Annotated in this window: 10 protein-coding genes; 7 read left to right on the top strand and 3 right to left on the bottom strand. The window is 67.0% G+C overall.

Going from position 1 to position 13,967, the window contains the following annotated elements; translation table 11 throughout:
* Window position 1: 1 nt before the first annotated feature.
* From ACWKWX_RS08145 to ACWKWX_RS08135, 3 genes are all read left to right on the top strand, one after another.
* Entirely contained in the window at window positions 2–1,129 is a 1,128-nt protein-coding gene (locus ACWKWX_RS08145; protein WP_483827454.1) for an acyl-CoA dehydrogenase, read from the top strand.
* Between the two features lie 15 nt (window positions 1,130–1,144).
* On the top strand, window positions 1,145–1,918 hold the full coding sequence (locus tag ACWKWX_RS08140) for an enoyl-CoA hydratase (protein WP_483827453.1): 774 nt from the start codon (window positions 1,145–1,147) through the stop codon (window positions 1,916–1,918).
* Window positions 1,919–2,172: 254 nt separating this feature from the next.
* Complete coding sequence (locus tag ACWKWX_RS08135) at window positions 2,173–7,479, top strand: dermonecrotic toxin domain-containing protein (RefSeq protein WP_483827452.1); 5,307 nt, start codon at window positions 2,173–2,175, stop codon at window positions 7,477–7,479.
* Window positions 7,480–7,487: 8 nt separating this feature from the next.
* Here ACWKWX_RS08135 and ACWKWX_RS08130 read toward each other — a convergent pair whose 3' ends face one another.
* Together ACWKWX_RS08130 and aroQ are read right to left on the bottom strand one after the other, a co-directional pair.
* On the bottom strand, window positions 7,488–8,576 hold the full coding sequence (locus tag ACWKWX_RS08130) for an enoyl-CoA hydratase/isomerase family protein (protein ID WP_473006146.1): 1,089 nt from the start codon (window positions 8,574–8,576) through the stop codon (window positions 7,488–7,490).
* A 215-nt stretch (window positions 8,577–8,791) separates the two neighbouring features.
* Window positions 8,792–9,229, bottom strand: a complete 438-nt coding sequence (gene aroQ, locus ACWKWX_RS08125) for a type II 3-dehydroquinate dehydratase (protein WP_416423585.1) — start codon at window positions 9,227–9,229, stop codon at window positions 8,792–8,794.
* A gap of 227 nt (window positions 9,230–9,456) precedes the next feature.
* Here aroQ and ACWKWX_RS08120 point away from each other — a divergent pair, with 227 nt between their 5' ends.
* Genes ACWKWX_RS08120 through ACWKWX_RS08110 form a run of 3 tightly spaced genes read left to right on the top strand, consistent with a single transcriptional unit; the run spans window position 9,457 to window position 11,863 of the window.
* Entirely contained in the window at window positions 9,457–10,122 is a 666-nt protein-coding gene (locus ACWKWX_RS08120) for a metal ABC transporter ATP-binding protein (RefSeq protein ID WP_416423586.1), read from the top strand.
* A complete protein-coding gene (locus tag ACWKWX_RS08115; RefSeq protein WP_416423587.1) occupies window positions 10,122–10,982 on the top strand; it encodes a metal ABC transporter permease in 861 nt (286 codons plus the stop codon). Before ACWKWX_RS08120 ends, ACWKWX_RS08115 begins: the two co-directional genes overlap by 1 nt.
* Before the next feature lie 8 nt (window positions 10,983–10,990).
* Complete coding sequence (locus ACWKWX_RS08110) at window positions 10,991–11,863, top strand: metal ABC transporter substrate-binding protein (protein WP_416423588.1); 873 nt, start codon at window positions 10,991–10,993, stop codon at window positions 11,861–11,863.
* A 110-nt stretch (window positions 11,864–11,973) separates the two neighbouring features.
* Here the strand turns inward: ACWKWX_RS08110 and ACWKWX_RS08105 are convergent, their stop codons facing one another.
* Complete coding sequence (locus ACWKWX_RS08105; protein WP_416423590.1) at window positions 11,974–12,468, bottom strand: DUF1003 domain-containing protein; 495 nt, start codon at window positions 12,466–12,468, stop codon at window positions 11,974–11,976.
* A 249-nt stretch (window positions 12,469–12,717) separates the two neighbouring features.
* On the opposite strand from ACWKWX_RS08105, the gene ACWKWX_RS08100 reads away from it, so the two are divergent.
* On the top strand, window positions 12,718–13,644 hold the full coding sequence (locus tag ACWKWX_RS08100; RefSeq protein WP_416423591.1) for a hypothetical protein: 927 nt from the start codon (window positions 12,718–12,720) through the stop codon (window positions 13,642–13,644).
* Window positions 13,645–13,967: the final 323 nt, after the last annotated feature.

The raw sequence follows: 13,967 nt of genomic DNA, 5'->3' as shown, positions 1-13,967 counted from the left end.
CATGCTAGCCAATGACGAACAACGCCAGATCAGCGACGCCGCCCGCCAGTTCGCCCAGGAGCGCCTGCGGCCGTTCGCCGCCCAGTGGGACCGCGACCACAGCTTCCCCCGTGAAGCCCTGGCCGAGATGGCCGAGCTGGGCTTCTTCGGCATGCTGGTGCCCGAGCAGTGGGGCGGCTGTGACACCGGCTACCTGGCCTACGCCATGGCCCTGGAGGAAATCGCCGCCGGCGACGGCGCCTGCTCCACCATCATGAGCGTGCACAACTCGGTGGGCTGCGTGCCCATTCTCAACTTTGGCACCGAAGCGCAGAAGGCCCAGTACCTGCAACCCCTGGCCAGCGGCGCCATGCTCGGCGCGTTCGCCCTCACTGAGGCCCAGGCCGGTTCCGATGCCAGCAACCTGCGCACCCGCGCGCGGCGCGACGGCGACCATTACGTGATCAACGGCAGCAAGCAGTTCATCACCTCGGGCAGCAACGCCGGCATGACCATCGTCTTCGCGGTCACCGACCCGCAGGCGGGTAAGCGCGGCATCAGCGCCTTCCTCGTGCCCACCGACAGCCCCGGCTACCAAGTGGTGCGGGTGGAGGAAAAGCTTGGCCTGCATGCGTCCGACACCTGCCAGCTGGTGTTCGAGGATTTGCGCGTGCCGGCGGCGAACCTGCTGGGCAGCGAAGGGCAGGGCTACAAGATCGCCCTGGCCAACCTCGAGGGTGGGCGCATCGGCATCGCCGCCCAGGCGGTGGGCATGGCCCGCGCCGCGTTCGAGGTGGCGCGCGACTACGCCCGCGAACGCGAAAGCTTCGGCAAGCCGCTGCTCGAACACCAGGCCGTGGCTTTCCGCCTGGCCGACATGCACACGCAGATCAGCGTTGCCCGGCAGATGGTCTACCACGCCGCGGCGTTGCGCGATGCCGGCCAGCCGGCGCTGGTGGAGGCATCGATGGCGAAGCTTTTCGCCTCGGAAATGGCCGAAAAGGTCTGCTCGGATGCGTTGCAGACCCTGGGTGGGTATGGTTATCTCAATGACTTTCCGCTGGAACGCATCTACCGCGACGTGCGCATCTGCCAGATTTACGAAGGCACCAGCGACATCCAGCGGATGGTCATTGCGCGCAACTTATAACAAGGAGATAGCTTGATGGCGTACCACACCCTGCTGCTGGAAACCCGTGGCCGTGTCGGCCTGGTCACCCTCAACCGGCCCGAGGCGCTGAACGCCCTCAACGCCCAGTTGATCAGTGAGCTGAACCAGGCCCTGGACCTGCTGGACGCGGACCGTGACATCGGCTGCATCGTCATCACCGGCTCGGCCAAGGCCTTCGCCGCCGGCGCCGACATCAAGGAAATGGCCGAGCGCACTTACCCGCAGATCTACCTCGACGACCTGTTCAGCGAGACCGACCGCATCGCCAACCGGCGCAAGCCGATGATCGCCGCGGTAGCCGGCTTCGCCCTGGGCGGCGGCTGCGAGCTGGCGCTGATGTGCGACTTCATCCTGGCCGCCGACACCGCGCGCTTCGGCCAGCCGGAAATCAAGCTCGGGGTGCTGCCGGGCATGGGCGGCACCCAACGGCTGACCCACGCCGTGGGCAAGGCCAAGGCCATGGAACTGTGCCTCACCGGGCGCCTGATGGACGCGGTCGAGGCCGAGCGCGCCGGCATTGTTGCGCGCATCGTGCCGGCCGAGCAGTTGCTGGAGGAGGCCATGGCCTGCGCCGCGCAGATCGCCGCCAAGTCGCTGCCGGTGGCCATGATGGTCAAGGAAAGCGTCAACCGCGCCTTCGAGGTCAGCCTCAGCGAAGGCGTGCGCTTCGAGCGCCGGGTGTTCCATGCCGCCTTTGCCACCGAAGACCAGAAAGAGGGCATGGCGGCGTTCATCGCCAAGCGCGAGGCGCGGTTCAAGGGGCGTTGAGCCCCGACTGGCCGAATTCCTTCGTAGCCGCGGCCGCCAGGCTGCGCTGGCCAGCGTGAAAAAGGGCCGGCGCAGCCCTGTAGCAGCGGCCATGGGCCGCGTCCGACCCGCGCGGTGCCTGGGACGCGGCCTGCGGCCGCTGCTACGGTCGCATCTACCCTATTTAGTTATGCCATTGCCACCCGGGAGAACTGCTTCACTGCTGCCCCGCCTGCCGTACTTCCACGGCAGGCCCGGCAGATGGAGCTACCGGCATGTCCCTTGATCTACTCCCCGACGAACGCACCCCCCACCGCGCACTGATTGAAGCTGCGCTTCCAGGGTGGCTGGTGCACGCTCCAGCGGCGTTGCGCCAGCGCTTTTTCGACAGCAGTGGCGTGAGCTTTCGCTCGACCGCCGCCGCGCGGCCGCTGATGGCGCGGTTGCAGGCCCCAGCGGCTTTTTGCGCGCCCTTGTTGCAGGCCGAGCTGGACCGCCAATACCCGGCGCTGAAGCTACACGCCATCGAGCATGAGCTAGTGCGCATGACGCGCGACGTGGACGCGCTGTACAGCCGCCTGCGGCCCCAACACCAGACGCTGTTGGAGGCGGCGATGCAGAATTTCGCCCCTGGCGACGCGCAGTCTGGCGGTTTCGAGCGTGGCTCGGTGATCCTGCCCGTGGGCGTGTTCACCTTCGAGATCACCGACAAAGGCACCTTGCGTTACACCTACCCGCAATCGAAGGTGGTCGACCTTACGCCCGATGCCTTTGCCCGCCTGTGTCGCAGCCTGGACCTGGGCAAGCTTTACCAGGCCCACATCGAGGCCGTTTGCGGCGTTGGCCGCTACAAGGCGCCCAGCCAGGACCTGGCGCCGCAGAAGCATCGCACCCTGCTTAAGTTGCACCTGCGTGACCGCCTGGAGGTGGAAGGGCTGACGGCGTACCTGAAGGGGCATATCTCCGAGGCCGCCGAGAGTATGCTGCGGCAGTTTACCCAGCCGCAGTCTGCCAACCAAATGCCGATGTGGGATGGGCAAAAAGCCTACGTGGAAAAGATCGCCCTGCTGCGCACCCGCTTCCACCCGCCGGTGGAGTTGCGGGGCGCCCTGAGTATCAGCCGGCGTTATGTCGACAAGGTGCCGGGGCCGTGCGTAGTGTATTTGCCAGGCGACCCTGACGAGCCGCTCAAGGAATACCCCAATCGCAGCGCCTTTGAGCAGGCCCTGCGCGAGAAGCTGCGTGATCGCAGCTACCAGCGCTATTTCGAGCGTTTCCTCGACCACCGGCAGGCGGCTGGCTTTTTCGAGCGCCTGAACAACACGCTGACACCTGCGCCGGTGCTCCTGCCGGGGCAGTTCCCGCGCCCGGGCACGCCGGACCCGCAAGCGGATATCGGCCTGGTGCGTGTTGGCCAGAAGCTCAGCCTGGCCCGATTAATGTTCAAGATGTACGTCGACCTGGTGCAGCGCAATGCCCAGGAGCTGATTGTGCCTACCGCCCAGCATGATGCGCAGGCGCGCCGGGCGCGCGTGGCCTGGTGGGAAAGCCTGGGCACCAATCTGCTGAACCTGGCGGCCTTCGTGGTGCCCGGCGTGGGTGGACTGATGGCGGTGGTGGGCGCCGAACAGTTGGTCAGGGATGTCTGCGTGGGCGTGGATGACTGGCAGCATGGTCAGACCGAGGAGGCCATGGCCCATTTCGCCAGCGTGGCGCAGAACCTGGCCATGGTCGCCGCCGGGGTGGCAGGCGGCGCGGCCATCGCGCGCTCGCCGTTCCTGGAAACCCTGGTGCCGGTGGCTGACGTCAGCGGTGGCACCAGCCTGATACACCCTGACCTTGCGCCCTACGCCAGCGACGTGGCACTGCCGGCGGGCTTGCAGCCCAACGCCCAGGGCCAGTACGAGATCAACGGTGGCCACTACATTACCCTGGATGACCAGCTGTACCAGCAGGCCTGGGACCCGCGCAGTCAGCAGTGGCTGCTGGAACACCCCAGGCTGGCCGGGCGCTACCGCCCGGTGCTGCGGCACAACGGCGGCGGTGGTTGGCAGCATGTGCTGGAGGATCCGTTGCAGTGGGAAGGGGCGACGCTGATGCGCCGTTTCGGGCCGCTGACCGACGGGTTCACCGACAAAGAGTTGTTCCGCATGCGCCGTGCCTGCGGTGTGGCCGACCGCGAGCTGCGCGCGCTGCACGTCAACCGTGCGCCCATGCCAGCGCTGCTGGAAGACACCTTGACGCGGCTGCGCGGCGAGCGCCAGGTGGACGTGCTGGTGGAGCAACTGGCCGGCCAGCGGCCGCTGGGCGAGGGCAGTGACTATGTGATGCCGCTGCTTGCCCGGCTGCAGCCGTGGCCTCGCAGCCTGGGCTTGAGCATTGCCCTGGAGGATGGGCGCGTGCTGGATTACCGGCTGCCGGGTGAGGGCGGTGGGCGGGTGGTCCTGCGCCGTGAAGACTGGTTGGCCGGTGAGGTGGCCCCGCAGGTACTGCGCCAGTTGACGCCGGGGCAACGCGCCGAGCTATTGCCCCAGGTCCTCGGCACCACAATCCACGCCCAGGCTGCCGCCCTCGCCGATGCACTGGCGTTGCAGGCCGAGCGTGCCCGTGTGGAGATCGTGGCGGGCATTGTCGCGCGCCAGCAACCACGGTTGCTGCCCGCTGCCGAACCGTTGCGGCGGGATTTTCCCGGCCTGCCGGTGCGCGTTGCCAACGAGATTGCCGTTCAAGCCACTGAAGTCGAGTTCCAGCAGCTGAGTTCTGCCGGCAAGGTGCCCACCCGCCTGGGTGAGCAGGCACGCCTGGAGCTGCGCGAGCTGCGCTTGAATCGCGCCATGGAAGGCCTGGTGGATGGCCGTCGGCCGTCGCCGGACCGCGATGTGCTGGTGTTCGGCTTCCTCGACACCCTGGCTGGCTGGCCAGCCGATATCCGCTTCGAACTGGTGAGTGAAACGTTGTCACCCTTGGCCGCGGCGGGGCCGGAAGCCGCCAGCCAGGTCATCCGCGTGGTAAGGCGCGAAGGCGTGTACCAGGCGTTCGATACGCAGGCGCAGCCGCTGTCGCCGGCCCAGGACCTCTTCGAGGTCATCGCCCAGGCCTTGCCGCCGGCGGTGCGCCAGGCCATGGATATCTCGTCCGCCAAGCGTCTGCGCCTGCAGCTGTTGCGCCAGGCGGCCACCCGTCGCGAGCGCGCCGCCTTGCTGTTGGGCCAGCGGCGGGTGCGGCCATGGTTCCAGGCGCCGACGCGCCAAGGCCAGCACATCGGCTATGTGCTTAGCGGCCGTGGCCAGGCGGGTTGGTGGCAGCGTATGCGCGTGCGGCGCCTGTTTCCCTGGGTCGGCGAAAATAATCAGGAAGAGTTGTTCGCCTGGATCCGCTCACGCCATGTCGATTTCGAGGTGGCCCTCACCGGCCTGGAGCAGGAGCTGCGGGTGCTTGAACGCAGCCTGGACGAATGGGTGCTGGCCAATACCAGCCCGGACCAGGGCGCCGTGCGCATCCACTTTCGCCAGGAGTTGCTGGGCGTCTGGCGCTGGGAAAATCGTCATCTCAGGCTCAGTGGCTGGCGGGGCGGGGGTGAGCTGCCAGTGCTCACTGCCCAGTTCCCGTACGCCCGTAGCCTGGGTATGGCTCGCCTGGCCTTGGAGGAGGACCCTTCGGCCTTCCTGCGCCAGTTTCCCAACGTCACCGATGTGGCCCTCAGCGACAACCGCCTGACGCAAATCCCCGCGGCCTTGGGCAGCCTGCAGCGGCTGCGGGTGGTGCGGCTGGACGGCAATGTGCTGGAAATGCCTGACGATGTGTTCGAAGGCCTGTTCCCTGAAGGGCGCGAGAGTGCCATCGCCCGCCTGGAGCTGGACTTTGCCTTTCGCACCACGGTTGAAGAGGGCGTGCCGCAGCCCCGTGCCTTGAGCGCCACGGCGCTGGCCCCGTTGCGGCGTGCCAGGGAACTGCGCTGGCTCGACCTGTCGAGCAACGCCATTACGCTGGATGACGCGGCATTCGAGGTGCTCGGCGAGCTCGATACCCTTGTCGACCTGCGCCTGCGCCGCACCTGGGTTGACCTCAACGCCACACGGCAGGCAGCGCTGGCCAGGCTGGTAAACCTGCGCTGGCTGGACCTGAGCGACAACTACCTGATCGTCCCGCCGGACGTTGGCAGCTTCCACCAGCTTCGTACCCTTGGCTTGTGGAACAGCGGCCTGCTGGACATGCCGCCCGGTTTGGACACGTTGCTTGAACGCAACCCCATGGAGCTGCGGGACATTAACCTGGGCGACAACCAGATGGTCGACGTGGGGCCGCTGCCAGTCGATGTGCTGGCAGGCCTGGGCGACAATATCATGGTCAATTTCAACGGCAACCCATGGTCGACCGAAAGCCTGGCTACCCTGCGCGCTGCGCGCATCGGGATTGTCGGCCCCGAGCTGGCCCCTGCGCCACGGCCGGCCCTGAGCCGCGGCTGGCTGGAAGGGGCAGCCGCAGACCTGGTCGCCCGCAGCGAGGCCGACCGCCTGCTGCCCGAAGCGCAGAATTTCTATCGGGTGCTGGACCAGGTGCCCAATACCCATGGCTACACCCTGGACCCGAACGGCGTGCGCCGGCGCATGTGGGCCCTGGTGGACGCGGTGGTGCCTGCCGCCGATGCCCTGCCCGGCGATGGCCTGGGCCTGGAGGATTTGCGCACGCAATTGCTCGCCCAGGCCGACCTGGTGATCGACACCTGCGGCGACGGCATCAGCACCCTGGTGGACGAACTGGAAACCACGTTGCAGGCCTGGCAGGCGGCGTCGTCGGCCATCGAAGGGGGCGAGGCGATGATCGATCCGCTGGCGCACCTGGGCTGGCGGCTGTTCCGCCAGCGCCTGGTGGACGACCTGGCCCGGCTGATCGAGGCGGCGCGCGAGCGGCGGCGCACCTGGTTATGGGGCATAGGCCCGGAAGCGCCGCTCGAGCCGCTGGACGACATCAGCGATGAGGACCTGCTGGACTACACCCCTGACGAGGTCGAGATGCGCCTCTACCTGCGCCATGCCCTGGTCACCGAACTGCGGTTGCTACCCCAGCCCCCGCGCCTGTACGCCGCCCACGCCACCGAGGCCATGATTGCACGCGTGGCAACTGCGGTGCGGGTGCAGGACACCCCGGCCGCCTTCGGCGACTGGTTGGTGCAGCAACCGTTCTGGAACCGCTACTGGCGGCATGTGCGGCCCGCGCCGTTCACGGCAGTGCAGCAGCGCTGGGACAACGTGTTGACGGCCTTTCTCGATGCGACCAGCGAGGCGGCCAACCTGCAGGACCCAGCCTTCGATGCTGCTACCATCGTCGACAGTTTCGACCTGTCGGGCGCCGACCTGGAGGAAGCCGTGGCGGTGCTGGGCGAATTTACCTCGCCGTTGCTGCAGGCGCCCATCCCCTGGCGCAACGCCGAGGGGGTGCCGCAGCATTTGCGCATCACCCTGAGCGACGGCGTGGAACTGCAGATCTATGACTGGTTCAGGGAGCAACAGCGGTTGCAGGATGAAGCCGAGCTGCTGCGCGTGACCCAGGAATGGCTTGAGGGCAACCGGGTCGATGGTTGAAGCGGGCCTCACACCCCTTCGAAAAACTGCTGCACCTGCTTGCGGTCCAGCAACTCCAGGGTGGCTGGCCGCCAGCGCGGTTGCTTGTCCTTGTCTACCAGCAGCGCCCGCACCCCCTCCAGCAGGTCGCCATGGGCGAACCACTGGCGGTCCAGGTGCATTTCCATGGCGAAGCAGGCTTCCAGGCTCAGGTGGCGGCCCCGGCGCAGCATTTCCAGGGTGACCGACATGGCCAGTGGCGAGCGCTGCTTCATCAGCTGCGCGGTGGCGTCAGCCCACTGATGGCTGTCGGCGACGGTAACCTGATGCAGCTGCTCGATCATGCTGGCGATGTCGGGCAGCGCGAAAAAGTGGTCGATGGCCGGGCGCAGGCGGTCCAGCGGCGCGTTGGGCAAGGTCTGCACGCCCAGCTTGGCCAAGGCGCTTTGCAGGTCTTTCAGCGGGTAGTCGGACCAGCTGATCTTATCCAGGCGCTCATCCAGGGTGGCCAGCTTGCCGCTGTCCACGTACCAGTCGGCCAGGCCGCAGTACAAGGCGTCGGCGGCCTGGATCTGCGCGCCGGTGACCCCCAGGTAGATACCCAGCTCGCCAGGAATGCGCGGCAGGAAGTAGCTGCCGCCCACGTCGGGGAAATAACCGATGGCCACCTCGGGCATGCCGATGCGGCTGCGCTCGGTGACGATGCGCAGGTCAGCGCCCTGGGCCAGGCCCATGCCACCGCCCAGGGTATAGCCGTCCATCAGTGCCAGCACCGGCTTGCGGTAGTTATGCAGGCACTGGTCGAGGGCGTACTCCTCGGTGAAGAACGTCTCGTGGCGCTGGGTGCCGTCCAGGTAGGTGTCGTACAGCCAGCGCACATCGCCGCCGGCGCAGAAGCCACGGCCGGTGCCGCGCAGCATGACTGCGTGGATATGCGGGTCGCTGGCGTAGGCGTCGAGGTAGCCCTGCACGGTGCGCACCATGTCCAGGTTCAGCGCGTTCAGCTCGGTGGGGCGGTTGAGGGTGATGTGGCCGATGCGGTTGCGCACCTCGCCGATCACTTGGTCATCCAGCGCACCGAGGCTCAAATTGAGGGTGCCAAACGCCGCTGCGGTCATCGCGTACTCCCTGTTTTGGTAAATATTCCAATGGCTTGCCGACCCTGACGGCATTCGGGAAGCGGCGTCCAGCAAGCATAGACCGGATTTTGGCGGCTCGCGCCCCCGTAGCAACTGCCGAAGGCAGCGTCCGGCCCCGCCAACGGTGTGCCTGAAAGCACGCGGCGCCGGGGACGCGGCCTGGGGCCGCTGCTACAGGCACGATATGTGGCGGCTTATTTGAGAAGGGTGGCGAAGCGGTCGATGGCCAGGGTGTAGCCCTGGGTGCCGAAGCCGGCGATCACGCCCAGGGCTACCAGCGAGACATAGGAGTGGTGGCGGAAGGCTTCGCGCTTGTGCACGTTGGAGATGTGCACTTCCAGCACCGGCACTTCGCTGGCGATCAGTGCGTCGTGGATGGCCACCGAGGTGTGGGTCCAGGCGCCGGGGTTGATGACGATACCGGCCACGCGACCGCGGGCCTGGTGAATCCAGTCGATCAACACGCCTTCGTGGTTGGTCTGTTTGCACTCCACGGTAAAACCGTGCTCCTCGCCGCGGCGGGTGGCCATGGCTTCGACGTCGGCCAGGGTCTCGTGGCCGTACACGGTCGGCTCGCGCAGGCCGAGCATGTTCAGGTTGGGGCCGTTGAGTACCAGGATGATCTTGGACATTATGGGTTCCTTGTAATGGGCAGGCGAAAAGCAAAAGCGTGGCGCAGCGCGCGAACGACGCTCAGGATAACGGGAAAAGCAGGGCAATACGAACCGTCGGGGGGATGACAGATTTTTCATCTGTGGTGGCAAAAGATGTTATATCATAACCAACATTGCCCGCTGACACTGCCCAGACCCATGCCATTGCCCTTCTTCTATTGCCCGCTTCGTTCCGGGGGCCGCCCTTGATCACCTGCCAACACCTGCAATGGGGCCCGGCCGCGCGCCCGCTGACCCCGCCCCTGGACCTGCACCTGCCGGCCGGCAGCCTGACCGCGGTCATCGGCGGCAACGGCTGCGGCAAGAGCAGCCTGCTCAAGTGCATCGCCGGGCTGCAGCGGCCGCTGGCGGGCAGCCTCAAGGTTGACGCGCGCACCGGCGGCATCGGCTACTTGGTGCAGCAGCAGGCCATCGACCGGCAGTTCCCCATCAGCCTGGGCGAGCTGGTCAGCGCCGGCTTCTGGGGCAGCCGCCTGAGCCGTGCCGAGCGCCGCGTGCGCCTGGGCCGGGCCATGGACGACTGGCGCCTGGGTGGCCTGGAAAACCGCCACCTGCAGGCGCTGTCGGGCGGCGAACTGCAGCGCGCGCTGCTGGCGCGCCTGAGCCTCACCGAGGCGCCGTTGCTGCTGCTGGACGAACCCGACGCCAGCCTGGACGAGGCCAGCCAGACCCTGCTGTGGCAGCAGATGCTGCAATGGCACCACCAGGGCCGCACCCTGGTGCTGGTGTGCCACGACCTGGCGGCGGTGCGCGAGCGCATCGACCAATGCCTGCTGATCTCGCCCCAGGGCTGCCGGCTGGACCAGAGTGAACAGCTGATCGCCGGCGCCAGCCTGCGCAAGGTGGCCTGATGCTGGCGCACCTGTGGCAACCCTTCGTTGAATTCGCCTTCATGCGCCGTGCCTTGTTCGGCGGCCTGCTACTGGCCGCCAGCGCCGCGCCCCTGGGGGTGTTCCTGGTGCTGCGGCGCATGAGCCTGATCGGCGATGCCATCGCCCACGGTATCCTGCCCGGCGCCGCCACCGGCTTCTGGATCGCCGGCCTGTCGCTGCCGGCCCTGACCCTGGGCGGGCTGACTGCCGGCCTGGCCGTGGCGGGGCTGGCGGCGTGGATCAGCCGCAACACCGGCCTGCGCGAGGACGCCAGCCTGGCGGCTATCTACCCCATTTCCCTGGCCTCCGGGGTGCTGATCCTGGGCCTGGCGGGCAAGCGCCTGGACCTGCTGGGCCTGCTGTTCGGCTCGGCGCTGGCGGTGGACAAGACCACCCTCGACGCCATGGTCTGGGTGGCCATCGGCAGCCTGGCGGTGCTGGCGCTGATCTACAAGGCGCTGGTGCTCGATAGCCTCGACCCGCTGTTCCTGCGCAGCGTCAGCCGCTTCGGCCCGCTGGCCCATGGCCTGTTCCTGGGGCTGGTGGTGCTCAACCTGGTGGTCGGCTTCCAGGCCATCGGCGCGTTGATGATGGTCGGCCTGATGATGCTGCCAGCCACCGCCGCGCGCTTCTGGAGCCGGCGCCTGCCGGTGCTGCTGTTGTGCGCGGCGCTGATCGGCTCGGTGTCGGTGTGGCTGGGCCTTTTGCTGTCCTATTACCTGTCGCTGCCCAGTGGCCCGGCGATTGTCGTGGTGGCCGGTGCCGGCTACCTGTTGTCCGTGCTGTTTGGCCCGGTGCATGGCGTGCTGCGCCGTGACGGGTCGCCCATCCCCCAGTGAGTCGAATCATGCGCGCGTTGATCCTGCTGTTGTCCGTGTTGTTGCCCGTTTTCGCCCAGGCCGCCGACAAGGTGAAGGTGGTGACCAGCTTCAGCATTCTTGCCGACATGACTCGGCAGATTGGTGGCGACTACATCCAGCTGGACAACGTCGTGGGCGCTGACCAGGACGCCCACGTCTACGAGACTTCCCCCGACGACGCCAAGCACGTGCAGCAGGCTGACCTGATCATCGAGAACGGCCTGTCGTTCGAACCCTGGCTGGACCGCCTGGTGACCAGTAGCGAGACCCGCGCCAAGGTGATCAAGGCCAGCCAGGGTGTGCTGCCGCGCACCCTCGATGAAGAGGGCCAGACGGTGCCCGACCCGCACGCCTGGAACAGCCTGGCCAACGCCGAGATCTATGCCGGCAACATCCTGCGTGGCCTGGTCCAGGTGGACCCGGCCCACGCCAGCCAGTACCAGCATAACCACGACCTTTACGTGGCACAGATCCAGGCGCTGCTGGCCGTGGCCAAGCAGACCTTCGACAGCCTGCCCGAGGGCAACCGCCGCATCGTCACCTCCCACGACGCCTTCGGCTACCTGGGCCAGGCCTACGGCATCCAGTTCCTGGCGCCCCAGGGCCTGAACACCGAGCGCGAGCCGTCGGCTGGCGAGGTGGCGGCGCTGATCCGCCAGATCCGCGCCGACCATATCAAGGCGGTGTTCATCGAGAACATCGAGGACGCGCGCCTGCTCAAGCAGATCGCCGAGGAAAGCGGTGCGCGCATCGGCGGCACGCTGTACTCCGACGCCCTCACCGCCAGCGGCCCGGCCAGCACCTACCTGGGCTTCTACCGCGCCAACATCGAGACCCTGGGCAAGGCCCTGAAGGATTAAGCCGACAGGCCGCGCCACGGTATTGCGACGGGACGCCCAGCCCCCGTAGCAGCGGCCGCCAGGCCGCGTCCCCGCCGCGCCACCGTATCGGCGGCGAAGACGGCCGCGGCTCACACCAGCTTTTCGTGAATCTGTTTGGTCAACGTCTCCACCCGCTCGGCCAACTGGCGGGTGGTCTCGGTCAGTTGGGTGTTCTGGTCCATCAGCTGCAACAGCAGCGCGGTATTCTTTTCCGCCCGCTCCTGGCGCTCGACGTTGGCCTTGGCCAGGTCCTCGCGGTGCAACGCGTCCGCCTCCGATTGCGCCTTGTCCCGCGCTGCCTGGCGGGTCTGCGCCAGCAAAATCAGCGGCGCGGCATAGGCCGACTGCAGGCTGAACGCCAGGTTCAGCAGAATGAACGGGTAGACGTCGAAGGTCGTCAGCCCGGTGACGTTGGCCAGCACCCACAGGGCCACCACCAGGGTCTGCGCGCCCAGGAAGGTCGGCGTGCCGAAGAAGCGCGCGAACGCCTCGGCCTTGAGGGCGAAGGTGTCGTTGCCGAACGTGGTGTTCAGGTGATCGTGTTCGCGATGAAAGCGCAGGTGGTCTTTGAGGGACGAGGACATGGCAGCTCCGGCAAGGCTAATGGGCACAGCCCTCATCTAAGCACAGCGCCGGCACGGCCATCATGAAGCCATGGGGATGCATTACGCCTGCCGCCGCGGGTGCCAATCATGCACTTTGCATGACGCTTTTCCTGGCGGGATTAGTAAGTGCTTGAATTAAAAGACAACAAGTTTCCGGCGCTGCTGGCATGAGGGCTGCACCACTCCCTGTGCATGTCTCACTGACTGTTTGCCGGGAGCACCACAATAATGATCACGAACGCTGAACTTGCTACCACTGCCGCCGAGGGGTCCAACCACTCGGGCGTTTCATGGGCAGCGATATTCGCCGGGGCCGCCGCGGCCGCCGCGTTGTCGCTGATACTCGTGCTGCTGGGCTTCGGCCTTGGTTTCTCGGCGGTGTCGCCGTGGGCCGGGGAGGGCGCCAGCGCCAAGACCCTGGGGGTGTCGGCCATTGTCTGGCTGGCCCTGACCCAGATAATCGCCTCGGGCATGGGCGGCTATATCGCCGGCCGCCTGCGGGTGAAGTGGGCCACCGTGCACGGTGACGAGGTGTATTTCCGCGACACCGCCCATGGCTTCCTGGCCTGGGCCGTGGCCACCCTGGTGACCGCCACCCTGGTGGTGGGTTCGGTCAGCGGCGTGGTCGGTGGCGGCGTGAAAGCCGGCGCCACCATGGCCTCCGGCGCCGTGACTGCCGCCAGCGCCTCTGCCGGCGCCCAGGCCTCGGGCAACAGCGACCCGTTCGGCTACTTCGTCGACACCCTGTTCCGTGACGACCGCCCGGCCGCCGTCAGCGATGACGCCGCCCACGCCCAGGTCACCCGTGTGTTCGCCCGCACTGTCAACAACGGCGGGCAACTGAGCACCGAGGACCGTGCCTACCTGGCACAGCTGGTGGCCCAACGCACCAACCTGACGCCCGAGCAGGCCCAGCAGCGCGTGGACCAGGTCTACGGCCAGGCCCGCCAGGCCGTGGAAGACGCCAAGGTCGCCGCGCAGAAAGCCGCTGATGCCGCCGCCAAGGTCGCCGCCTACACCTCGCTGTGGATGTTCGTCGCCCTGCTGTGCGGTGCCTTCTTCGCCAGCCTGGCGGCTACCTACGGCGGTCGCCGCCGTGACGCCGTGGTGATCATCCCTGCCACCGCGTACACCACCACCGCCCCGATCCGCTAACAGGAGAACCACCATGCGCTCACTACTGCTGTTTTTCCTCGGCGTGCCGATCCCGGTCATCATCCTGATCGCGCTGTTCATGCACTGAGTCGAATGCCGTAACCCGCGACCGCCTCCTGTTTCAGGGGGCGGTTTTTTTGCGTGCGGCGCGGCACGTCCGTACCATTTTTTATTGACGGGGCGTTGAGCTTTGTACAAGTCTTGTATAGGATCTGGCGGGTATTGGCACATTGCTATCAACTCCCCGACACGACGCTGCAGTGGCCCCCGGGCGAGCGATCGACATGTACGGCTGTCTGCTCAAGGTCGAGCATCAACCTCAC

The organism is Pseudomonas imperatae (genome assembly GCF_057128625.1).
This window is presented reverse-complemented; position numbering and strand designations above follow the sequence as displayed.

Bases quoted from the DNA above. Each gene is read 5' to 3' on its own strand.
- ACWKWX_RS08145 (WP_483827454.1), top strand. From the start codon at position 2: ATGCTAGCCAATGACGAACAACGCCAGATCAGCGACGCCGCCCGCCAG.
- ACWKWX_RS08140 (WP_483827453.1), top strand. From the start codon at position 1,145: ATGGCGTACCACACCCTGCTGCTGGAAACCCGTGGCCGTGTCGGCCTG.
- ACWKWX_RS08135 (WP_483827452.1), top strand. From the start codon at position 2,173: ATGTCCCTTGATCTACTCCCCGACGAACGCACCCCCCACCGCGCACTG.
- ACWKWX_RS08130 (WP_473006146.1), bottom strand. From the start codon at position 8,576: ATGACCGCAGCGGCGTTTGGCACCCTCAATTTGAGCCTCGGTGCGCTG.
- aroQ (WP_416423585.1), bottom strand. From the start codon at position 9,229: ATGTCCAAGATCATCCTGGTACTCAACGGCCCCAACCTGAACATGCTC.
- ACWKWX_RS08115 (WP_416423587.1), top strand. From the start codon at position 10,122: ATGCTGGCGCACCTGTGGCAACCCTTCGTTGAATTCGCCTTCATGCGC.
- ACWKWX_RS08110 (WP_416423588.1), top strand. From the start codon at position 10,991: ATGCGCGCGTTGATCCTGCTGTTGTCCGTGTTGTTGCCCGTTTTCGCC.
- ACWKWX_RS08105 (WP_416423590.1), bottom strand. From the start codon at position 12,468: ATGTCCTCGTCCCTCAAAGACCACCTGCGCTTTCATCGCGAACACGAT.
- ACWKWX_RS08100 (WP_416423591.1), top strand. From the start codon at position 12,718: ATGATCACGAACGCTGAACTTGCTACCACTGCCGCCGAGGGGTCCAAC.